Origin of the sequence: Aliivibrio fischeri, from assembly GCA_038993745.2 — a bacterium.
Taxonomy (GTDB): Bacteria; Pseudomonadota; Gammaproteobacteria; order Enterobacterales; family Vibrionaceae; genus Aliivibrio; species Aliivibrio fischeri_B.
Map to the genome: position 1 here is coordinate 65,906 of CP160629.1, position 24,313 is coordinate 90,218.

Annotated in this window: 14 protein-coding genes and 3 pseudogenes; 10 read left to right on the forward strand and 7 right to left on the reverse strand. The window is 39.9% G+C overall.

From position 1 onward, the window contains the following. Positions 1–112 precede the first annotated feature (112 nt). The 3 genes from ubiD (at position 113) to fre (ending at position 3,191) form a co-directional block, all read left to right on the forward strand. Entirely contained in the window at positions 113–1,957 is a 1,845-nt protein-coding gene (gene ubiD, locus AAFX60_000295; protein XDF77720.1) for a 4-hydroxy-3-polyprenylbenzoate decarboxylase, read from the forward strand. Between the two features lie 162 nt (positions 1,958–2,119). Further along, complete coding sequence (locus AAFX60_000300) at positions 2,120–2,383, forward strand: 2Fe-2S iron-sulfur cluster-binding protein (protein ID XDF77721.1); 264 nt, start codon at positions 2,120–2,122, stop codon at positions 2,381–2,383. Between the two features lie 97 nt (positions 2,384–2,480). Continuing rightward, a complete protein-coding gene (gene fre, locus AAFX60_000305; GenBank protein XDF77722.1) occupies positions 2,481–3,191 on the forward strand; it encodes an NAD(P)H-flavin reductase in 711 nt (236 codons plus the stop codon). Positions 3,192–3,268: 77 nt separating this feature from the next. Here the strand turns inward: fre and AAFX60_000310 are convergent, their stop codons facing one another. Genes AAFX60_000310 through hemC form a run of 4 tightly spaced genes read right to left on the reverse strand, consistent with a single transcriptional unit; the run spans position 3,269 to position 7,339 of the window. After that, positions 3,269–4,453: a heme biosynthesis HemY N-terminal domain-containing protein gene (locus AAFX60_000310; protein XDF77723.1), complete on the reverse strand. Its 1,185-nt coding sequence runs from the start codon at positions 4,451–4,453 to the stop codon at positions 3,269–3,271. Then, the gene (locus AAFX60_000315; GenBank protein XDF77724.1) at positions 4,450–5,643 is read right to left on the reverse strand and encodes a uroporphyrinogen-III C-methyltransferase; all 1,194 of its coding nucleotides are present in this window, start codon (positions 5,641–5,643) and stop codon (positions 4,450–4,452) included. Before AAFX60_000315 ends, AAFX60_000310 begins: the two co-directional genes overlap by 4 nt. After that, on the reverse strand, positions 5,640–6,401 hold the full coding sequence (locus AAFX60_000320) for a uroporphyrinogen-III synthase (protein ID XDF77725.1): 762 nt from the start codon (positions 6,399–6,401) through the stop codon (positions 5,640–5,642). The genes AAFX60_000315 and AAFX60_000320 overlap by 4 nt, the downstream gene beginning before the upstream one ends. Positions 6,402–6,403: 2 nt before the next feature. After that, positions 6,404–7,339, reverse strand: coding sequence for a hydroxymethylbilane synthase (gene hemC, locus AAFX60_000325; protein ID XDF77726.1), 936 nt, complete (start codon positions 7,337–7,339; stop codon positions 6,404–6,406). 257 nt (positions 7,340–7,596) lie between these two features. Here hemC and AAFX60_000330 point away from each other — a divergent pair, with 257 nt between their 5' ends. Next, a complete protein-coding gene (locus AAFX60_000330) occupies positions 7,597–10,122 on the forward strand; it encodes a class I adenylate cyclase (protein ID XDF77727.1) in 2,526 nt (841 codons plus the stop codon). An 84-nt stretch (positions 10,123–10,206) separates the two neighbouring features. Beyond that, complete coding sequence (gene uvrD, locus AAFX60_000335) at positions 10,207–12,408, forward strand: DNA helicase II (protein XDF77728.1); 2,202 nt, start codon at positions 10,207–10,209, stop codon at positions 12,406–12,408. Positions 12,409–12,823: 415 nt separating this feature from the next. Here uvrD and rarD read toward each other — a convergent pair. Further along, a pseudogene (rarD, locus tag AAFX60_000340) lies at positions 12,824–13,728 on the reverse strand (EamA family transporter RarD). A 227-nt stretch (positions 13,729–13,955) separates the two neighbouring features. Here rarD and recQ point away from each other — a divergent pair. Then, a complete protein-coding gene (gene recQ / locus AAFX60_000345) occupies positions 13,956–15,791 on the forward strand; it encodes an ATP-dependent DNA helicase RecQ (GenBank protein ID XDF77729.1) in 1,836 nt (611 codons plus the stop codon). 3 nt (positions 15,792–15,794) lie between these two features. Then, positions 15,795–16,085: a DUF3630 family protein gene (locus AAFX60_000350; protein ID XDF77730.1), complete on the forward strand. Its 291-nt coding sequence runs from the start codon at positions 15,795–15,797 to the stop codon at positions 16,083–16,085. 54 nt (positions 16,086–16,139) lie between these two features. Here the strand turns inward: AAFX60_000350 and glpT are convergent. Further along, positions 16,140–17,350: pseudogene (gene glpT / locus AAFX60_000355) on the reverse strand (glycerol-3-phosphate transporter). 496 nt (positions 17,351–17,846) lie between these two features. On the opposite strand from glpT, the pseudogene AAFX60_000360 reads away from it, so the two are divergent. Then, a pseudogene (locus AAFX60_000360) lies at positions 17,847–18,517 on the forward strand (7-cyano-7-deazaguanine/7-aminomethyl-7-deazaguanine transporter). Between the two features lie 700 nt (positions 18,518–19,217). Then, positions 19,218–22,016 carry a DNA polymerase I gene (gene polA, locus AAFX60_000365; GenBank protein ID XDF77731.1) on the forward strand — a complete coding sequence of 933 codons (2,799 nt, stop codon included), beginning with the start codon at positions 19,218–19,220 and terminating at the stop codon, positions 22,014–22,016. 724 nt (positions 22,017–22,740) lie between these two features. Here the strand turns inward: polA and yihA are convergent. Further along, positions 22,741–23,388, reverse strand: a complete 648-nt coding sequence (yihA, locus tag AAFX60_000370; protein ID XDF77732.1) for a ribosome biogenesis GTP-binding protein YihA/YsxC — start codon at positions 23,386–23,388, stop codon at positions 22,741–22,743. Between the two features lie 288 nt (positions 23,389–23,676). On the opposite strand from yihA, the gene AAFX60_000375 reads away from it, so the two are divergent. Next, positions 23,677–24,294 (forward strand): c-type cytochrome, encoded by a 618-nt coding sequence (locus tag AAFX60_000375; protein ID XDF77733.1) that lies wholly within the window; start codon positions 23,677–23,679, stop codon positions 24,292–24,294. Positions 24,295–24,313 lie beyond the last annotated feature (19 nt).

Sequence of the window (24,313 nt, forward strand, 5' to 3'; positions counted from 1 at the left end):
TAATTTCTGCCTGGAAAAATGTGTTTTGGTTCTAGGTTATGACTTTTAAGTAGGTTGGGCATATTCATTTGTTTGGGTATAATCTATTCAAACTCATTAGATGTAGATAGCGATGCAATATAAGGATTTACGTGATTTTATCGGCCATTTGGAAGATATTGGTCAGCTAAAACGCATTTCACACCCCATTGACCCTCATTATGAAATGACAGAGATCAGCGATCGTACTTTACGTGCGGGTGGTCCTGCTTTGCTATTTGAAAATCCAATTGGCTATGATATTCCGGTTTTAACTAACTTATTTGGTACGCCAGAGCGTGTCGCTATCGGCATGGGCCGCAAAGACGTTTTGGAACTGCGTGAAGTTGGTAAATTACTTGCGTACTTAAAAGAGCCTGAGCCACCAAAAGGCTTTAAAGATGCATTAGATAAATTGCCAGTTTTTAAGCAAGTTTTGAACATGCCAACGAAGAACATTCGTAAAGCGGCATGCCAACAGATTGTTTGGCAGGGCGATGATGTTGATCTTGATAAAGTTCCTGTGATGAGCTGTTGGGCTGATGATGTGGCTCCGTTATTAACGTGGGGGTTAACGATCACCAAAGGCCCACATAAAAAACGCCAAAACTTAGGTATTTACCGTCAGCAGAAGCTGAGTAAAAACAAAGTGATTATGCGTTGGCTTGCTCACCGTGGTGGTGCGTTAGATTTGCGTGACTGGATGGAAACTCATCCAGGAGAACCTTTCCCTGTCTCTGTAGCATTTGGTGCCGATCCTGCAACGATTTTAGGTGCAGTAACGCCAGTACCTGACACCTTATCGGAATATGCGTTTGCAGGCCTTCTACGAGGCAGCAGAACCGAAATAACCAAATCCATTAGTAATGACTTGGAAGTACCAGCAAGTGCTGAGATTGTCCTTGAGGGCTATATTGACCCAACAGAATTTGCCGATGAAGGCCCTTATGGGGATCATACCGGTTACTACAATGAAGTTGAAAAGCACCATGTGTTCACGGTTACGCACATTACTATGCGTAAAGAGCCGATTTATCACAGTACGTATACGGGCCGTCCACCTGATGAACCCGCGGTATTAGGTGTGGCATTAAATGAAGTATTTGTGCCGATCTTACAAAAGCAGTTTCCTGAAATCATTGATTTTTATCTTCCACCAGAAGGTTGTTCATACCGCATGGCGGTAGTGACAATGAAGAAACAATACCCAGGACATGCTAAGCGTGTGATGATGGGAGTATGGTCGTTCTTACGTCAGTTTATGTATACCAAGTTTGTATTGGTCTGCGATGAAGAGGTGAATGCTCGAGATTGGTCACAAGTAACGGCGGCAATGTCTCAGCATATGGATCCGGCTCGTGACAGTTTGATGATAGGAAATACGCCGATAGATTCATTAGATTTTGCTTCACCTGTGGTGGGATTAGGCTCAAAAATGGGCTTAGATATCACGAAAAAATGGGAGGCAGAATTAGCGTTATCACCAAATGTGGAATGTTCATTAACAAGCAGTGAGCAGATTGAAGGGTGTATCGCTGAAATAACCAAAACGTGTCCTGAGATTATTGAAATTCATTTGCAGAATGACAATGCCAATATGGTGGTTGTATCCATCAATAAACAGGCAGCAGGTAATGCTAAGAAAATCATGGATGCCATTTGGGCTCAATTTGAAGAGAACAAATTTGTGATTGTGTGTGACGATGATGTCAATGTGAGTGATTGGAATGACATCATTTGGGCGGTAACAACACGAATGGATCCGGCGAGAGATACTTTATTCTTACAAAGCGAAGGTGAAACCTCAAAAATGGGGTTAGATGCCACCAATAAATGGGAAGGTGAATGTCTTCGTGAGTGGGGAACACCAATCAAGAAAGATCCTGAAGTGGTCGCTAAAATTGACTCTATTTGGGATGAATTAGGTATTTTCAAATAAGAATTGGTTTACTACCTATTTTAGTGAAGTGTAATGTCTTGTAGCAAAACAGCTGTTGCTATCGATAAGCTATCAACATCAATTAAATCCATTCTGCTTTTGCGGAAAGACATTTCATTTCACTGAATAAAGTGAAGTATTAAAATCAATAAATTAAGTGTAATGAAAAAAATAACGCTACTACCACAGCAAAAAGAATTTAGCATCGAAGAAGGACAAACTATTCTTGATGCGGCACTCGAGGCGGGAATTAATTATCCAAACCGATGCCAAGTCGGCGCATGTGCTATGTGCTTATGCAAAAAATTAGAGGGTGAAATCGAATACGATCTAGAGCCTCTTCTTACCGATAAAGAACAACAAGAAGGGTGGGTATTTGCGTGTCAGGCAACAGCAAAAAGTGATTTAGTGCTGTTGTTAGAATAAATCCTCCCCGTATAATTAGAGTTTAATGCTCAATACACATAATAATGACAGCGTACAAATGCCATATTAAAAAGGCATCAGCTGAAAAAGGAAAGTCATGCCAATCAATTGCAAAGTAAAGTCTATCGAGCCATTGGCTTGTAATACTTTTCGAATTTTACTTCACCCAGAACAGCCTGTTGCTTTTAAAGCAGGCCAATACCTAACGGTTGTTATGGGTGAAAAAGATAAACGCCCATTCTCAATCGCAAGTAGTCCTTGTCGCCACGAGGGTGAAATTGAGTTACATATTGGTGCCGCAGAGCACAATGCTTATGCTGGAGAAGTGGTTGAATCAATGAAATCGGCACTAGAAACTGGTGGTGATATTTTAATTGATGCGCCTCATGGTGAAGCATGGATCCGTGAAGACAGCGAGCGTTCAATGTTATTGATTGCTGGTGGTACAGGTTTTAGTTATGTACGTTCAATTCTTGATCACTGCATTAGCCAAAAGATTCAAAAACCAATTTACCTATACTGGGGTGGTCGTGATGAATGCCAACTGTATGCAAAAGCAGAATTAGAGACCATTGCTCAAGCGCATAGCCATATTACGTTTGTGCCAGTGGTTGAGAAAAGTGAAGGCTGGACAGGTAAAACGGGTAATGTGTTAGAAGCGGTAAAAGCTGATTTTAACTCACTAGCAGATATGGATATTTATATCGCAGGTCGCTTTGAAATGGCTGGTGCAGCACGTGAGCAATTCACCACAGAAAAACAAGCGAAGAAAGAACAACTGTTTGGTGATGCATTCGCATTTATTTAGTCGAGCTTTCTAACAAATATCAATAAAAATGCCACTCAATAATGAGTGGCATTTTTTATGGATGTTATAAAAACGAATTAGCCTTTATCATCAACCATAGTCAGTGCTTTACGAGAAAGATCTGCTGCCGCTTGTTTGCGGTTTTGCTTATCTAATACTCGTGCAAGATAGGCGTAATCAGACATATCTTCACGAATCGCTAATGCAGCCTCAAAATGTTCACGTGCAGGCTGCCATTTTTGTGTTCGCATATAAAGCTGTGCCAATGTGCTTTGAATTACTGGGTTACGAACATCGTAATCTGCCATGCTTTCAAGCAACACGGTTACTGGATGATAATCAGCAAGATTTAGTGTAGGCAGTAGCGCAACGAGACGATCATCCGCTCGTTTCTTTAAGTTATCTCGTAAGATAATGTACGCTTCTGAATCTGCTTTGCGTGCTTGTAATTGTTGGATAAGACAAATCAGAATTGGAACATGTTTTTTAAGTTTCTTTGGTAAGGCATCCCAATGTTCTAGTAAACCAGCGGTACCTTTATTGGTCGCAATTACGGCCATTAATCCACATTCTGCTTTTTCTTCTAACTCTAAGGCTTGTTGGTCCGTAATTAGGTTAGCTTTACTTAATGGATGAATGATATTTTTTAGAGCCTGCCATTCATTTAATGCAAGGTAACACTCTTTTAGTAGTTCTAATAAAACCGGATTACGAGGGTAATCAACCTTAACAAACTGTAAGGTCGCTAATGCCAGTTCATACTGTTTTTGGCGCATTTGCAGTTTAGCGCTGGTTAATGCAACCGCTAATGTGCTGTCATCTTGTTCTGATGCTAGCTGTAGGTATTTATCTCTCAGATCAATTTGCTGACGGCCTTGAGCAGCTTCTGCAGCAGCTAAATAATTTAATAGTGGGAAATCATTATGACGCCCACCTTTAGTAATTAGACGCTCAGCTTCTTTCCATTCACCTTCGTGCAGTTTAATCATACCTTTAAAGGTGTTGTAACGAGCTTTACGCAAATGACGAGCACTAAACCAACCACGAGTATAATTACTCACAGATAGAATACGCTTCACGATCATTTCAAGTAAGAACAAGCCAGCAATCAAAGCACCAATAAAGAGCACTAAGGTCGTTAAGCTCATCTCTATGGTCGTATTAGCAACGGATATCAATACATAGCCTTGTTGATCAGCAAAGGTCGTTCCCACGATTAATCCACCGACTAAGACAATCGCCAGAAGAAGTAATCGGATCATGATTTACCTCCTTCAGTTGCTTCAGTCTGTTTTACTGTTGCTTTTGGGGTGTCACCAATCGCTTGAACATTACGGCGAAGTCGCTCTGAAATGAAGTCCGACAATAGCGCTTGAGTCTTCATTTTCTTTGGATAACGAACGTCTACTTTGTATTTTGCTAAAGAGTCTAGCTGAGCCATAAAGCTTTTCACTGCAGGATCATCTTGTTGGAAGTACTGAGAAGACCACAGTTTTGCGCTTTCTAGTGATGTTGCATAAACCTCACTTTGCTCACGATAAAGTGCTTTAGATGCCAGTAGCAATTTGCCTTTAATGTTCTCTTTTAAGTAAAAATGCTGCTCAGGGCTAAGTAGTGGAATAACGTTACCTTCACGAACTCGATATGTAATGAAGTGGCCAGCAAAATCATTAAGAGATTGTTTTAGGTTTGATTGCCAATCATTAATGTTGGTTGAAACGTGTTTTTCTTCGACAGCATCAGCTTCTGGAAGAACGGCGCTTGCCAATGGCAGTTTATTAATTTGTTGTTCTAGACTATTTAATTTTAATACTAAGCCATCACGGTCAATTAATGGGATCGCTTTTAATGTCGCAATGTCATCAGCCATTGCGCGACGTAGCGGTGTAAGGCTTGGATCGTTTAATGCAGAAATTCGTTGGTCTGCGTTTTCCATTAAACGCGTTGCACTGACCACATCATGTTCCAACCATAATTTACGACCAGCCATTTTTACTAAGTAATCCGCTTCTGCAAGTAACCAGTCATTTGGACGACGACCTTTGATATCAGCAATCGCCAATTGAAGGCTAGCAATGCTCTTATCTTGTTGCTGCATTAGAACCGTCGCCTTACGTACAATCTCATCTGCTTTATCGGTAATGCGCTGCTCTGCTGCAACCAGTTTTGCATCAAGCGTGGTATCTGCTGTTTTTAATTTTTGCTCAAGTTGAGCGATTTGGATTTGTTGTTGGGTAACTTGTTGTTGCGATGCTAAGAAGGCACCGCCACTGAATAAAATAGAGATAATAATGGCAACAGTCCCTAAGCGACGGCCTTTTTTATCGACAATATTTTCTGTGTTAGAAGCAGAGTGAGTGGTGGTTTTCTCTGGCTCTTTTTTTATATCAGGGGCTGTAGTCACAACCGGCTTATCTTCGGTTGGCTGTGTTGTATTATTATTTTTTGTCATTTGAAAATCCCATCATAATGATGCTCACTGATATAGTGCAGCAAGTCGGAATTAGAGGCTCCGCCAACCGTTTCAATATGTTGATAACCAAGTTCTTTTGCAAACTGGTTAATGCGCTCACTTGGTACCAATAATCTAAGCTTCAGTACCCACTTTAAATCTGTACTTGCAAATTGAGAGGTGAAAAAAGAGAGTTGTTCACCACTGGTCACAATCAATGTGTTTATGTTCTTTTCTTGCCACTCTCGAGTTTTGATGGATGCATCAAATGCGATGGCTTGACGTTGGTAAGCCTCACAATATGTTACGTCCACATTGAGATCGTTCAGAACTTGATAAATCAGATCTCGTCCGCCATTTCCTCGAAGAATAATGGCTTTTTTCCCTGTCGCGTTTTGTAAGACAGGAAGGGCTAATAAATGTTCACTGTCGCTATGGGTTGGGTAGTGTACTGGATCTGAAATATACTTTTTGAGGTGTTGAGCGCTCTTTTGACCGACCGCAATATAATTAACCCCCTGTTTCCACTCTAATTGTAGCTGTTTTAAATAATTTTGCGTGTGTTCAACAGCGTGCTGACTAACAGCGATAATAAAATCACCATCATTAAGTGAAGAAAATAGTCTAGGGAGTTGAGACAGTTCATTGCCGGGGTGAATGGTGATAAGAGGGTGAGAAATAGCTGGATGCCCTGATTGATTCAAGGCATCACATAAAGCTTGGCTCTCTTGCTCAGGGCGAGTCACCAAAATCGTCATAGTTACGCTTCTGCGTATAGGCGTTCTAAAATTTCTTTCGCGCCATCGTTTAAAAGTTGATCTGCAAGTTGAGTACCTAAAGCTTCCGCGTCAGAAACCGGTCCAGATACTTCACCACGGATCATCACTGAGCCATCAGGTTCGCCAACAAGAGCACGTAACCAAATTTGGTCACCATCAATTAGTGAGTAGCTACCGATTGGTACTTGGCAACCACCTTCTAAGCGGTTATTCATCGCACGCTCACACAGAACTCGGTTTGCTGTTTCTGGGTGATTTAGAGGTTCAAGTAAAGTACGAAGGCGATCGTCATCTAAGCGAGCTTCAATACCAACGGCACCTTGACCTACAGCAGGTAATGATTGCTCAGGTTCGATTGCACTTTTGATTCGGTCTTCTAGACCTAAACGAATTAAACCAGCACAAGCAAGAATGATCGCATCGTAGTTACCATCATCCAGTTTTTGTAGACGAGTTCCCACATTACCGCGTAATTCTTTGATAATAAGATCAGGACGAGCTTCTTTAAGTTGGCATTGGCGACGTAGGCTACAAGTACCAACAACGGCACCTTGAGGTAACTCATCAATATTGTTGTAAGTGTTCGATACAAATGCGTCACGTGGGTCTTCACGCTCACAAATCGTAACAAGACCTAGACCTTCAGGAAATTCAACTGGCACGTCTTTCATTGAGTGAACAGCAAGGTCTGCGCGGCCTTCTAGCATCGCAACTTCAAGTTCTTTAACGAATAAGCCTTTTCCGCCAACTTTTGCTAATGGCGTATCAAGAATAATGTCGCCTTTCGTTACCATAGTAACCAATTCAACTTCCAAACCTGGGTGAGCGGCTTGTAGTGCATCTTTAACAAAGTGGGCTTGCCATAGAGCCAAAGGGCTTTTACGAGTGGCGATACGAACAGGTAATTGCTGTGACATAGTAGTATCCGATCAAAATAATTACCTTATCCTACCATTACTTGAGGGTGAGGTGAAAATACAGGATGACAACAGTGTGATTATGGGTTAAAAACATCAGCGCAAAAGGTAAGGGTATTACTTTTTGTAGTGATGCGCTAAACTTTACGTCTAAAGTTAAAAGTGTTATCTTGATCACGTTTTATAGTCGGTATTGAACGAATGCTGTTCAATATTCACCATCATCTTAGATGACAAAGATTAGCTAGGCTTTCTATTTGCAAACCTATATTGAAACATTAATTGCTCGACAGCAACGCCTCACGGAACAACGTGTAGAGCGAGCTTTAGCACTAATGAAACCACTTGGGCAAGAGATCTTCCATCAATTGCCATTGCTATTGCATTTCAATCATTCGGAGCTTCCGGGTTTTGTTGAAGGTGCACCTAGTGGTATTAAACAATTTCATGCAAATAAAAAGCAGCGTGAGTGGATGGCTCAACTTACGCTTCGTTATCCTCTATCTACTTCAAATCAAGGTAATATTCTTGGTTTGTATTCAATGGGTAGTACTTCTTCTATTGGCCAAACCGTTGCCAGTGATCTCGATATTTGGGTTTGTATTCCTGAAAATCTTCCTGCCGAGAAAAAAGCACTTCTACAACAAAAATGTGATGCACTCACCGAGTGGGCATTGCAATTTTATATTGAAGCTAACTTCTTCTTAATGGAGCAGAATCGCTTTAGAGATGCGTATTCTGAAGAGATGACAGGTGATAACTGTGGTTCTTCACAACATCTTCTTTTGCTTGATGAGTTTTATCGTACCGCCGTATGTCTTGGTGGACAGCAATTGCTATGGCAAATTATCCCTCCAGAAATGGAAGAAAGTTATGATGATTATGTCGATCAGTTGTGTGAGCAAGGGATTATTCAGCGTGACCAATGGATTGATTTTGGTCGTCTTAACCATATTCCTGCAGAAGAGTATTTTGGCTCGAGTTTATGGCAACTATATAAAAGTATCGATTCACCGTTTAAATCGGTGTTAAAAGCGATCTTATTAGAAGCTTATTCTTGGGAGTACCCGCATACACAACTATTAAGCATTGATAGTAAACGCCGATTCTTTGCCGATGATCCCGATCTTTATGGGATGGATGCGTACTACCTGATGCTTGAGAAAGTGACTCGTTATCTTGAACGAACCAATGATATGTCTCGTTTAGAGTTGGTTCGTCGTAGTTTCTATTTGAAAACACATGAGAAGCTTTCAAGAAGACAAGGTCAAGGCTCAGTTGAATGGCGTCGTAAGGCGTTAAGTGAGTTAACGACACAATGGGGATGGAGCTCTGAATACATTACAGAGTTAGACTCTCGTCGTACTTGGAAAGTAGAACAGGTGAAGAAATCACACCACGATCTGCTTGAAGCCTTGATGCAAAGTTACCGAAATTTGATCCGTTTTGCGCGTAATAATGACATAACGTCGTCGATCAGCCCTGAAGATATCAGTATTCTTGCTCGTAAGCTTTATGCTGCATTTGAAGAACTTCCAGGTAAGGTAACGCTACTTAATCCTCAGATTTCACCAGATTTACACGAAGCGGATTTAAGTTTTATTGAGGTGCCAGAAGACAGTATTAATAAAGCTGGCTGGTACGTTTATAAAAAACCATTAATTGCTAAAGAATTAATGGGCGCTAAATTTTTAGAGCATAACCGATATTTAAGTAAATTAGTGGCATGGGCGTTCTTTAATGGCCTACTAACTGAATCAACACGTTTGGATGCCGTGGTTCGTGATGCTGATTTGAATATCGATAAGTTCTACCAAATGGTGAGCGATTTAAGAAACACTTTCTCTGTGTACTTACCGCAGCCAACCAAAGAAGAATTAGGCAGTCCTTGTGAAGTTCGCCAACTTTCTATTTTTATTAATTTAGAAAACGATCCAACAGAGCGATTGAAACTGAAACCTGAGCGTATGAACCAGGCTGATGCGGATATTTTTAGTTGTGGCAGTGAGCAAAACAACCTAATTGGCAGCGTTGATTTAGTGTATCGAAATTCATGGCATGAAGTGAGAACACTAAACTTTAGCGGTGAAACCGCCATTCTTGATGCGTTAAAAACCGTATTGTGCAAAATGCACCAAGATGCTGCTCGTCCAGAATCTGTGGATGTGTTTTGTTATAGCAAACAGATGCGTGGCATTATTCGTAATAACATTTATCAACTGCTGGCTGAGTGTATTGAGCTTCGTTTAAAGCCTGTTGAAAATAACGAAAAACGTCGTCGTTTCAAAGGCATCAAAATTGGTTCAACCATGTATGGATTGTTCTTTGAGCGTCGTGGTGTATCGATTCAAAAACTGGAAGATTCCGTTCAGTTTTATTCGAGTATTTCTACCAATAAGGCGATTGGTTCAACCACCATACCTTTGGGTGATAACAGTGGTGTGGTTATCCCTGATGCGGTGGATTCATTTGCGAGTGAAGGTTTGATCCAATTCTTCTTTGATGATTCGCAAAATGATGACGATGGTTTCAATATTTATGTCTTAGATGAAGAGAATAAGATTGAAATCTATCACCAATGTTATGGCAGCAAAGATGATATGGTGAACAGCATTAATCACTATTACACTTCAAGTCGTAATAACGAAGATTTGTCCAATCCAGATAAGGTGAACTTTAACTTACCTCAGTTTTATGAGGTGGTGTATGGTGATACACAAGAGGCGTCGATTCATTCATATCGTAGTGGACAGCAACACGCGAAAGTAAAACAAGTCATCTAAAAAGCAAAAAGAGACCCGAGATTTGGGTCTCACTTCATTTCAGTATATACTCCGTCTACATGTATAAATAACCAGTGTGATGTGATGGACGTTTCTTTTCTTCTTGATGGTCTTAATGACAAACAGCGCGAAGCCGTAGCTGCTCCGTTAGAAAACATGCTTGTACTTGCGGGTGCCGGTAGTGGTAAAACTCGAGTACTTGTTCATCGTATCGCATGGTTAATGCAAATTGAGCAAGCATCTCCTTTCTCTATCATGTCAGTGACCTTTACCAATAAAGCTGCAGCTGAAATGCGTGGTCGTATTGAAGAGCTAATGCATGGTAGTGCAGGTGGTATGTGGAATGGTACTTTCCACGGTATCTGTCACCGTATTCTTCGAGCTCATTATCTTGATGCAAAACTGCCTGAAGGTTTCCAAATTATTGATTCTGATGATCAACAACGTTTATTAAAACGATTGATCAAAGCACAAAACTTGGATGATAAAAACTGGCCAGCTCGTCAAGCGGCTTGGTTTATTAATGGTAAAAAAGACGAAGGTTTACGCCCTCACCAAATTAACTCTTTTAACGATCCAATTACTCAAACATGGTTGAAAGTTTACAGTGCTTATCAAGAGGCTTGTGATCGTGCTGGTTTAGTGGATTTTGCTGAAATCTTACTGCGTGCACATGAGTTACTTCGTGATCACAAGCATATCCGAGAGCACTACCAAGCGCGTTTTAAGCATATTTTGGTGGACGAATTCCAAGATACCAACAACATCCAATACGCTTGGCTACGCATGATGGCAGGGTCAGATTGTGATGTGATGATCGTAGGTGACGATGACCAATCCATTTATGGTTGGCGTGGTGCTCAGATTGAAAATATTCAAAAATTCTTAGATGAATTTGTTGGTGCAAAAACCATTCGTCTAGAACAAAACTACCGTTCAACTGCCAATATTCTAAATGCAGCCAACGAATTGATCAGTAACAACACTGAGCGTATGGGTAAGAAGCTATGGACTGAAGGCGTTGAAGGCGACTTAATTTCCATTTATTCGGCGTATAACGAATTAGATGAAGCACGCTTTGCTGTCGGTAAGATTAAAGAGTGGCGTGATAATGGTGGTGCGTTGGAAGACTCCGCTTTCCTATATCGTAATAACGCCCAATCTCGTGTTCTTGAAGAAGCATTAATTCAAGCTGGCTTACCGTACCGAATTTATGGTGGTATGCGATTCTTCGAACGACAAGAGATCAAAGATGCTTTGTCTTACTTACGTTTAATGAATAACCGTAATGATGATGCTGCATTTGAACGTGTTGTTAATACGCCTACTCGTGGTTTAGGTGACAAAACGTTAGAGACAGTACGTTTTGCTGCTCGTGAGCGTGGAGCAACCATGTGGCAGGCGAGTATCGCTTTAATTGAAGAGCAAGTATTACCGGGTCGTGCTGCTGGGGCATTAAGTCGTTTTATCGAGCTAATTAATGCACTAGAAGACGACACTCGTGATTGTCGTCTGCATGAACAAACTGACCAAGTGATTAAAAGCTCAGGTTTGTTTGCTATGTATGAACAAGAGAAAGGCGAAAAATCAAAAGCGCGTATTGAGAACTTGGAAGAGCTGGTAACGGCAACTCGACAGTTTGAAAAACCTGAAGAAGCAGAAGAGATGACCGATCTGACGGCTTTCTTAACTCATGCAGCATTAGAAGCGGGTGAAGGTCAGGCTGATGAGTTTGAAGATGCCGTGCAATTAATGACATTACACAGTGCTAAAGGGCTAGAGTTCCCACTTGTGTTTATGGTTGGTGTTGAAGAAGGCATGTTCCCAAGCCAAATGTCAGCAGAAGAAGCTGGACGTTTAGAAGAAGAGCGTCGTCTTTGTTATGTTGGCATGACTCGTGCGATGGAGAAACTTTATATTACGTATGCAGAGATGCGTCGTTTGTATGGCCAAGATAAATATCACAAACCATCTCGTTTCATTAAAGAGATCCCAACAGAATGCGTAGAAGAAGTACGTATGAAGGCGAAAGTGAGTCGTACAGGGTCATATGGCAGTTATGGTCAAAGCGCTTCATCAGACAGTCGTTTTGGCCAAAAAGCGGTGAATAATAATTTCAATGAAACAGGTTATGCATTAGGGCAGCGAGTGAAGCATCCAAAGTTTGGTGAAGGAACCATTATCAACTTTGAAGGCGCAGGACCACAAGGTCGTGTACAAGTTGCGTTTAATGGTGAAGGGATTAAATGGTTGGTTACTCAGTACGCTAAGCTAGAATCAATGTAGGTTGGTTTTAATTAATAAAATAAAAAAAGAGAGCAGATGCTCTCTTTTTTTATCTATTATTTAGCCACATCTGAATTCATCGTAAAAGGACTTAAAAATTGTAATTCATTACAATTGTGACATTTAAATTTCTTTGTATTACGTTGAGTGATGTATCTTTCAACAAAACTTCGTTTAGATGGTAATAGCGGTAGTTCCGCTTTACAGTTCTTACACCTAGCCATATATTGAACCTATTTACAATGTTATCAATAGTTTATGATATTTTTATTAAACCAGTGTCACATATTGAGAAATAAATTTCACGGATATATTGCTAATTAAGTATAAAAAAGTGCAATAAATAGGCGTAGATCTAAATATAAAAATTAGGTATACATTTTAATGTTACAAAATTATACCTAGCTCTTTAGTGTTATTTATTCTTTTTGTTTCTAGCCATGAAAGCATCTGTGGTAAAGATAACTAATGCGCCCAGATAAACCCAAAAGTAATTGCTTTATCAGCACTAAATTCTTCCCCATATAATCCGACCGCTAGCAAGAACATTAAGCTTGGGCCTATATATTGGAAAAAGCCTAGTGTAGACAGTTTTAGTCGAGTAGCTGCTCCAGTAAAACAGAGTAATGGGACCGTTGTGATGATACCGGCAGCGATCAGCAACAGATTTAAGTTCAGCGTATTTTCACTAAAATTTGATGTCGCAGAATCAGCAATAAACAATAGATAAATTAGGGTAAGTGGTAACATCACTAAGGTTTCTATGAATAATCCGGTTTGTGCATCCATTGCGACTTTTTTACGAAGTAATCCATAAAATCCAAAACTACACGCAAGCGCAATGGCGACAACTGGAATTGAACCAAAGGTTATTAGTTGGATTAGCACTCCAGCACTTGCAAATAAAACCGCGATCCATTGAAGCCGTCTTAATCGCTCCCCAAGAAAAATCATTCCAAGAACAACGTTGAGCAGCGGATTAATGTAATAACCTAAGCTCGCGTCCAGCATATGTCCGGCATTCACAGCCCAGATAAATATCAGCCAATTAGCACCAATTAATACACTGGTTGTAATTAGATAAGTCATTTTTTTCCTATCTTTTAGTGTATTGATAACCGTTGCCCAGCCTTTGGAAAAAGAGAGTAATGCCGCCAAAAAGAAAAAAGACCAAATAACACGGTGACTTAAAATCTCTAAAGGAGAGACTTCGCTGATGGTTTTAAAATAAATTGGTGCAATGCCCCATATGGTGTAAGCACCAAGAGCAAATAAGACACCCTGGCGAGTGCGTTGTTGTTCGAGAGTCGTTGTTGGCATATGTGAGTTCTTAACAGTGCGAGTAAAATAGAAAAAAGAGATGTCAGGAGTGACACTCTAAAGATATTATTATTTTCGCTAGTATATATGACGTTAGAAAAAGATGCTTTTTTAATCGTGTATTGAAGATAATACAGTGTCGAATATGCCGTGTTTTTTCCTATTGCTCTTTTACTCACCGATAAGCATGGGTAGAATGAGCCTCCCATATTATTGATGAGTTTTTTATGTCCAGCATGATCGCAGAGCAACCAATGGAAGAGGTGTCGCCAAGTTACACGGTTTTAAAAGACGTGTTTGGCTACCAAGAATTCCGTGTTGGACAAGAAGAAGTCATCAATGCCGTTCTTGATGGTAAAGATTGTCTTGTGATCATGCCGACAGGTGGCGGTAAATCACTGTGTTATCAGATCCCCGCATTGGTTTTTGAAGGGTTAACGTTAGTTATCTCTCCCTTAATATCCTTAATGAAAGACCAAGTTGATCAGCTTAAAGCGAATGGGGTTAAAGCGGAATGCTTAAACTCAACCATTGAGCGTGAAGAGCAAATTGCTATTTGGAACCGAGTGAATTCGGGTCAGGTCAAAATGCTTTATGTGTCACCTGAGCGAGTGATGATGCGTGATTTTATGGATCGTTTAGAGTCTCTAAACTTGTGTATGATCGCTGTTGATGAAGCGCACTGTATTTCTCAATGGGGTCACGATTTTCGTCCTGAATATGCGTCACTAGGACAGATTAAACAGCGTTTCCCTAGTGTTCCTATCATGGCTCTCACTGCGACTGCTGATGAAGCCACTCGTAAAGATATTCTACATCGTCTTTCTTTGCCTGAACCGCATCAATACTTAGGTAGCTTTGATCGCCCAAATATTCGTTATACGGTATTAGAAAAGCATAAACCGGTGAGCCAGATCGTTCGTTATCTTGCGACTCAAAAAAATCAATGTGGTGTGATTTATTGTGGTAGTCGAAAGAAAGTTGAAATGCTAACTGAGAAGCTCTGCAACAACCATATTCGAGCGGCGTCTTATCACGCAGGTTTAGATTTGGATGAGCGTAATTACGTTCAAGAAGCCTTTCAACGAGATGATATTCAAATCGTTGTTGCGACGGTTGCCTTTGGTATGGGGATCAATAAATCCAACGTACGTTTTGTTGCTCACTTTGATATTCCAAAGAACATCGAGTCTTATTACCAAGAGACAGGTCGAGCGGGGCGTGATGGCCTACCAGCAGAAGCGGTCATGCTTTATGATCCTGCCGATATAGTTTGGTTAAGAAAACTGGTTGAAGAGAAGCCTGAAGGCCCTCAAAAGCTTGTAGAAAGCCATAAATTGAATGCTATGACCGCCTTTGCTGAAGCACAAACTTGTCGTCGTCAGGTTCTTTTAAATTATTTTGGTGAATACAGTGCTAAGCCCTGTGGTAACTGTGATGTGTGTTTAGATCCGCCAAAGCAATTTGATGGAACAGAAGCGGCACAAAAAGCACTTTCTTGTGTTTATCGAGTAAATCAAAGCTTTGGTGTTGGCTATGTGGTGGAAGTGCTACGTGGGCTTAAAATTGCTCGTATTCGTGAGCATGGGCACGATAAGTTATCGACCTACGGTATTGGCAAAGAACACACCCATGAATACTGGGTAAGTATTATTCGTCAGTTAATTCATAAAGGATTATTGGTACAGAATATTACGCGCAATTCTACATTACAGCTAACGGAAGAAGCCCGTCCGATTTTAAAAGGACAGGAGCCGTTAGAGCTTGCGGTTCCACGACTGGATATTGCCGCTAAAACTGCCAAATCAGAGAAATTGAATAATCGTAATTACGATAAGCAGTTGTTTGCTAAGTTACGTAAGCTGCGTAAATCCATCGCTGATCGAGATGACTTACCGCCTTATGTGGTATTCAGTGATGCAACCTTAATGGATATGGCTGACATTTTACCTACCTCTTATGGAGAGATGTTAGCGGTAAATGGCGTAGGGCAGAAGAAACTCGAAAAATACGCAGATCCATTTTTAGATTTAATTGAAATGCACTTAACAGGACAAGGATAAGTCATGAGTTTATTTTCAGTCATCGAGTTTGATAAAGAAGTAGGGCGCATTATTTTTGCCATTCCTGAATTCGATTTTGATACCTTTAATGACATGGGGAAGCAATTAGTATCAGCAATGGATGCAAAGGTGATAGAGCAGCAAGTGGATGCCGATTTGCATTCATGGCTTATTGATTTTGAAGGAACGCATTTACTGCTACGAGCTGAGCACTATTCAAACTCAGTGTGGTTAGAAAGTTTATCTTCAGGAGAAGCGCTAGACGAACTGAGCTTTATTGTTGGTTTGTTTTAAGTTGCTTAATTTTTAAAAGAAAACGGCTGTAAATATACAGCCGTTTTTTTTGGATTAAGCCATGTGACTTTCTTTCTCAATCTTTTCTTTATGATGCTTTTGCTCACCAATTAGTGCATAAGTTAAGCAAACAATAGAGATGACACAAGAGGCAACTAAGATCATAAAGCCACCATCCCAACCAAAGTGGTCAACGGTATAACCAAGCAGTGCATTTGCTGCAACAGCTCCACCAAGGTAACCAAATAATCCAGTTAATCCTGCCGCTGTACCCGCCGCCTTTTTAGGTGCTAATTCCAACGCATATAAACCAATAAGCATTACCGGACCATAGATTAAGAAACCAATAGCAACTAATGCGATCATATCAACGGTTGGGTTTCCTGCAGGGTTAAACCAGTAAACCAATACTGCAATAGTCACTAATGCCATAAATAGAATCCCAGCAGGCGCTCGTTTCCCTTTAAATAACTTATCAGAAATCCAACCACATAGAAGGGTGCCTGGAATACCAGCCCACTCATATAGGAAATATGCCCAAGAAGATTTATCAACAGTGAATTCTTTGGCTTCTTTTAAGTAAACAGGAGCCCAATCTAAAACGCCATAACGGATTAGGTAGACAAAGGCGTTGGCTATCGCAATAGACCACAATAATTTATTTGAAAAAACATATTTGAAGAAGATTTCTTTCGCCGTCATTTCTGTTTCATATGCGGAATCATAATCATCTGGGTAGTCGTTTTTAAATTCTTCAATTGGCGGAAGACCGCATGATTGAGGAGTATCTCTTACTGTTAACCAAACAAAAAAAGCAACAAGAAGAGCAAAGAAAGCTGGTACGTAAAACGCAGTTCGCCAATCATCATTAAATGCCCATAAACCAAGAAGGAACATTGGCCAATTAACCCGCCTCCAACGTTGTGTGCAACGTTCCATACCGAAACTATTTCACCACGTTCTTTTCTTGACCACCAGTGCACCATGGTTCTACCACAGGCAGGCCATCCCATCCCTTGAAACCAACCATTTAAAAATAACAAGATAAACATGGCGGTAATGCTGCCTGTTGCCCAAGGCATAAAGCCAAAACAAAACATAACGAGAGCAGACATGACCAAACCAGCACTGAGAAAATATCGAGGATTGGAACGGTCAGAAACACTTCCCATTAAGAATTTAGATAAACCATAAGCGATAGATACCGCAGCTAGAGCAACCCCTAAATCGCCTCGACTGTATCCTTGTTCGATAAGGTAAGGCATTGCTAAACTGAAGTTTTTTCGAACAAGATAGTATCCAGCATAACCAAAGAAAATGCCGAGAAAAAGTTGCCACCGTAACCGTTTATAAGTGCTATTGATTTCTCCTGTTGGGAGTTGTGCGATATGTGCTTTAGGTTTAAAAACACCAAACATAGCCGACCTCTTATTTTATTATTAATTTTCATTATCGAACCTATTTTTAGGTTCGTTCGAAATTTTGGCTATTATTATAATGATTGGTTTAGAAAACTGTGTCAGATGGTCGATTTGTATAAATAAAGAAGAGATGTTTTGAAGTTTGTGAGTACGCTTAGACTATCCCCTGATTTGGTTAACGCCTTGCTCATTTTGGTTGTTTTTAAATCTTGTGATCAAAATCGGTTAATGTATAATCACCGCCCTAAAAATTGGCTAGAGTCATTACGTAAATAAACGGTGATTTTAGCTTTGTGTTTAATTTGGGTTCCCTCGCCCCCAATGACAAAAAGGTACTTATATGAGTACATTTACGCCCGCGCAACAGCGCAACGCTTTATCTTTCCTTGTTGTATTCCATCTCGTAATTATCGCATCAAGCAACTATTTGGTTCAGTTACCCTTTACTATTTTTGGGTTTCATACCACCTGGGGTGCGTTTACCTTTCCATTCATTTTTCTCGCTACTGATTTAACGGTTCGTATTTTTGGTGCCAAAATGGCAAGAAGTATTATCTTCTTTGTTATGTTGCCAGCATTAGCGGTATCGTATTTTTATCGGTAGTATTTTTTGAAGGTCAGTACCAAGGTTTTTCTCAACTTGGCGAGTTTAATTTATTCGTTGCGCGTATTGCAGTAGCAAGCTTTATGGCTTATCTACTAGGACAAATTTTAGATGTGCATGTATTTAATCGTCTACGCCAATTAAAGCAGTGGTGGATAGCACCAACATGTTCTACTTTGTTTGGTAACGCATTAGATACACTGGCTTTCTTTAGCATTGCTTTCTACCAAAGTCCTGATGCCTTTATGGCAGAGCATTGGACAGAAATTGCATTGGTTGATTATGGCTTCAAACTGGTGATCAGTTTAGGTTTATTTGTTCCAATGTACGGCGTGCTACTGAATTACCTAACTCGTAAGTTAACTTCTGAAGGTCATCAATTAGCGACACAACCTTCACAGGTGTAAGTTAAAATGATCCAAAGAAGAAAAGGCTAACATTATGTTGGCCTTTTTTATTGTCTATACTATTGAAATAAAAGGGATATTGAAATTAGTTGAGATCTTTTCTCATTTACCTATTGCATTCTAAATGAGAATGGTTATTATTAACTTGTCTTCAGGGAATACGCACACGGAGTTATCCGCACTATTTCAAGAAGGCACGACATTGCTCACATTGCTTCCAGTGTAAATCAGCTACATGAGCAGTGGTGGACGTACAAACGTATTACCATTGTTCTCTTTTTGCTGAGCGGCGTTTCATTTAAGAAGACGCCGCTTTTTTTTGTCCGTTTTTTGAACTGACAGCAAGAAATTTTATAAAAAATCCGATTGGGTTTGGTGAAAAATTTAGCAATAAAAAGGTGTGTTTAATATTATTGTCCACAAAGCATGATCAAGAAAGGATCTCTTTGTGGATCGTTTTTGTTGATCTAAGTTTTTGATTTTTTAGTTTTTAATTTCTTTTTTCTTGATTGATAAATAAGTTGTTAATTAAGCAAAAAATAATTACAAACAGAGTTATCCACAGAAGTGGAGGTTGTCTGAATAACTCTTTTTTTATGTGAATTAATGAGCAAAGCAGCGAAGGACAGTATTTTGTTGTTATTGAGTCATGGTATAGAATGAAATTCACTGATCATCAACCCTCTGGATATTACAGACTATGGCAAGAATTCCTGATAATCCGTTTATTTTAGTAGACGGCTCTTCTTATCTTTTCCGCGCATATCATGCTGCACCTAACTTCACTAATGGTGATGGACAACCAACAGGTGCGGTATATGGCGTAATTAACATGCTTCGTAGTCTGTTAAAGCAATTTGAAACCGATCGTATTGCGGTTATCTTCGATGCAAAGGGCAAAACGTTCCGTAATGATATGTACCCAGAGTACAAAGCAAATCGTCCACCAATGCCTGATGATCTGCGTTGCCAGATTGAGCCACTACATAAGCTAATTAAAGCGATGGGCTTGCCTTTAGTTTCTATTCCAGGCGTAGAAGCGGATGATGTAATCGGTACGTTAGCTTCTCAAGCATCAAAAGCTGGGATCCCAGTTCTTATCAGTACTGGTGATAAAGATATGGCACAATTAGTTGATGAAAATGTCACTCTGATTAATACCATGACCAATGTGATCATGGATCCTGAAGGTGTGGTTGAGAAGTTTGGTATTGGTCCAGAGCTTATTATTGATTACTTAGCATTAATGGGCGATAAAGTGGATAACATTCCTGGTGTTCCAGGTGTTGGTGATAAAACCGCTAAAGCATTATTGCAAGGTATTGGTGGTTTAGATGCTTTATATGAACATCTTGATGATATTGCACCTCTTGGTTTCCGTGGTTCTAAAACTATGGCTAAAAAGCTAATTGATAACAAAGAAGGGGCTTACCTTTCTTATGAGTTAGCAACGATTAAGTTGGATGTTGAACTGGATAAAACGCCAGAAGAGTTTGTTAAACAAGAGCCAAACGTAGATGAGTTGATTCAAATGTTTGGCCAAATGAACTTTAAGCGTTGGTTAACTGAAATGTTAGATGGAAGCGACGGTAAGATCGTTTCACATGAAACATCGTCTAATAGCGTATCAACTTCAAGTAAGCAAGATGATGCAGAAGAAGAGCTAATTATTGCCGCTCAAGTAGATCGTTCAAAATACGAAACGATTTTAACTAAAGAAGCGTTTAGTGTATGGCTAGATAAACTAAACAATGCTGATGTTGCGGCTTTTGATACTGAAACCGATAGTTTAGATTACATGGTGGCGAACCTTATTGGTTTATCATTTGCTGTAGAAGAAGGTGAAGCGGCTTATGTTCCCGTTGCACATGATTACCTTGATGCTCCAGAACAACTCGATCGTGATTGGGTACTTGAGCAATTAAAGCCGTATTTAGAAGATGACAATAAAGCAAAAGTTGGTCAAAACTTAAAGTACGATGCGAGCGTTTTAGCGCGTTATGATATCGAAATGAAAGGCATTAAATTCGATACTATGCTTGAGTCTTATGTGTATAACAGCGTTGCTGGTAAGCACAATATGGACAGTTTGGCATTGCGTTATCTTCAACATAACACCATTTCATTTGAAGAAATTGCAGGTAAAGGTAAAAAGCAATTAACCTTTAACCAAATCGCTTTAGAGCAAGCTGCACCTTATGCCGCTGAAGATGCGGATATCACATTGCGTCTGCACCATGTATTGAACGCGAAATTAGAAGCCGATGAAAAACTAAAATCAGTATTTACAGATATTGAATTACCATTGGTATCTGTCCTTTCTCGTATGGAGAGAAAAGGCGTTTATATTGATGATATGTTGCTTTCAGCACAATCACTTGAAATCGGTCAGCGTTTAGATGAGTTAGAAAAAGCAGCATTTGAAGTTGCAGGTGAAGAGTTCAATATGAATTCACCAAAACAACTTCAAACCATTCTATTTGAGAAAATGGAACTGCCAGTAATTAAGAAGACACCTTCTGGATCGGCATCGACAAATGAAGAAGTGCTGCAAGAGCTGGCGCTTGATTACCCATTGCCTAAATTGATTTTAGAGTATCGTGGCTTAGCGAAACTAAAATCGACCTATACAGATAAACTTCCTAAGATGATTAACCCATCTACAGGTCGTGTGCATACTTCTTATCATCAAGCGGTAACAGCAACAGGCCGTTTATCATCGACAGATCCAAACTTACAGAATATTCCAATTCGTAACGAAGAAGGTCGCCGTATTCGCCAAGCGTTTGTTGCACCTCATGGTTGGAAAATTCTAGCAGTCGATTACTCTCAAATTGAATTGCGTATTATGGCTCATTTATCTCAAGATAAAGCGCTATTAGCGGCTTTCTCGGCTGGTAAAGATATTCACGCAGCGACAGCAGCAGAAGTGAAGGGCGTTTCTATTGAAGAGGTGACTTCAGAAGATCGTCGTCGTGCTAAGGCGATTAACTTTGGTTTAATCTATGGTATGAGTGCGTTTGGTCTTGCTAAGCAAATTGGGATCCCTCGTGGTGAAGCACAAGATTACATGAATGTGTATTTTGAGCGTTACCCAGGAGTGATGCAGTACATGGAAGAGACTCGTTTATTAGCGACTGAACAAGGTTATGTTGAGACATTATATGGCCGTCGTCTGCATTTACCTGAAATCAATGCACGAAACGGTATGCGTCGTAAAGCCGCAGAACGTGCTGCGATTAATGCCCCAATGCAAGGTACTGCTGCCGATATCATTAAGAAAGCGATGATCTTGGTTGATGAATGGGTTGAAACTGAAGGAAAAGATCGTGTGAATCTTTTAATGCAAGTACACGATGAATTGGTTTTTGAAGTAAAAGAAGACGCATTAGATGAAGTGACGACTAAAGTAAGAGAACTAATGGAGCAAGCTGCTCAACTTGATGTTCCACTCGTTGCTGAAGCCGGTTTTGGTAACAACTGGGATGAAGCGCACTAATCTTGTGTCACAGTCATTTGAATAAATGTATCTATCGATTAGTTACGTTACTGATTAAATTGTAATTCAGTTACAACTGAAATTAAAACTATGAGCCAGCGCACGCGTTGGCTTTTTTTTACCTAAAATAAAGTGAAGTTTGTCAGGTATTTGTTGTGTTTTTTGATACGAAACTGAAAAAAAATTACAAATAAAGGTTTTCAAAACTGTTCGTTTGTTGTACATTTATCTGCGTAGGGTACAGAGGTAAAGATGTTCTATCTTTCAGACCTTTTGTTTCACGTTATTGAATTTGGCTAAATTCAGCCGCCTCAGTCAACCTTTTTGACTGGGGCGTTTTTTCTTTCTGGCCTTCCAAAAAATCTTATCTGTTTTTTATTTCTTGTAAGTTTCCCACAATATGTAATTTTTATTACACGTTATCAAATTGATAATTCATTTCATTAATTAACTTAAGTTTTTGATTTTTAGGTGTTAGTTTGATTTTGATTCAATCTTTTTGTCTTTTTGGGGATTGTTTTTAATCTTATTGATTAAATTAAAAATAGGCGAGTGGTCGTAGTTTGGATATATAGCGGATTTGTAGCATGATGCGTGGCAGAAAAATAATAACAACCTCTTTATCTCTCCCATTTCCCCACCTTAGCTTAAGGTGGGGTTTTTATTTGCCTTTCGCAAACTCATTACTAACAGAGTCGCTTAGGGGCAATGGTGCTAAATAAGGTTATTCTGCATCCAGATCTTCGATGAATTCATCATCTAGCTCAAAAGCAGGTGCAAACCACTCATCTAATTTAGCGCGCAGCTTATCAACACCAATGCCTTTTAAAGATGAAAATGCATCAACTTCAACTTCGCCACCAAAATCAACAGCAGCTTCACGAACTTTAAGTACTTGTGCTTTACGAGCACCGCTTTTCAGCTTGTCTGCTTTCGTTAATAGGATTTGTACTGGGATATTTTGGTCTACAGCCCAGAAAACAAGTTGTTGGTCGATGTCTTTTAGTGGATGACGAATATCCATTAATACAACCAAACCTTGTAAACATTGGCGTTTTTGTAGGTATTCACCTAACGATTTCTGCCATTTTTTCTTCATTTCAAGTGGTACTTGAGCGAAACCATATCCCGGTAAATCAACGATATGACAGTTTTCTTCAACTTTAAATAAGTTAATAAGCTGAGTACGACCAGGTGTTTTAGAAGTCTTTGCTAGGCTTTTCTGGTTGGTTAAGCGATTTAATGCGCTTGATTTACCCGCATTAGAACGGCCAGCGAAGGCAACTTCAATACCTTCATCTTCAGGTAGATGGCGAATATCTGGTGCACTCGTAATGAAATGCGTCTTTTGGTAGTGAATAGTTTTGCTCACTGGTTAACTCCGTCTCGACTAAAACCAAGCTGTAGATAATGATCCAAGTTGGATTATTGTAGTCAGCTGATTACTTTTTTGTGAAAATGTGTAAAATAACCGCATCAAGTTAGTCATTATTAACTTTTTAGTGACAAACTTAGAATGAAAACGGTAAAGGCCGCTCATTGTATCATGCTGTAGCCAATTTAGAGCGGTACTGGAAGCTTAATATCCAACACAATGTAAATAAATCTTGTTAAAAAGAGTAACTCATTGTGCAGGAACGATAATAATAAATGGAATGTCATGAAAAAATTAGCGCTGATATTAACTCTCCTAGCTAGTTGCTCAACATGGGCTCAAGGAGATATCGAAGCTGGGAAGCAAAAATCTGCAACATGTGCCGCTTGTCATGGTCAAGAAGGTAACAGTACTCTGACTCAATATCCGAATATTGCAGGCCAACACGCCGGCTATCTTGAGAAGCAACTTAAAGAATTTAAGTTAGGAATGGAAACTCAAGGTAAGCAAGGTCGTCTCGAGCCAGTAATGAGTGGTATGGCAATGCCATTAACAGAGCAAGATATTATGGATTTATCAGCCTATTTTGCCTCGTTACCAATGGCCGACAATACAACACCAGAAGAGGTGATTCCAGAAGGTAAAGCCTTGTATTTAGCGGGTGATATGGAGCGTGGTATTACTGCGTGTGTTGCATGTCATGGCCCTCGTGGTAACGGTACATCACTATCTGGCTTCCCTAAAATTTCTGGTCAACATGCTGATTATGTGAAAGCGCAACTAGAGAAATTCCGTTCAGCAGATCGTGCAAATGATATGAATGCAATGATGCGTGATATTGCGAAAAAACTGACTGATGAAGACATTGATACGTTATCGAAATATGTGGGTGGGCTGCATTAATTTAATGTAATTCGCATCA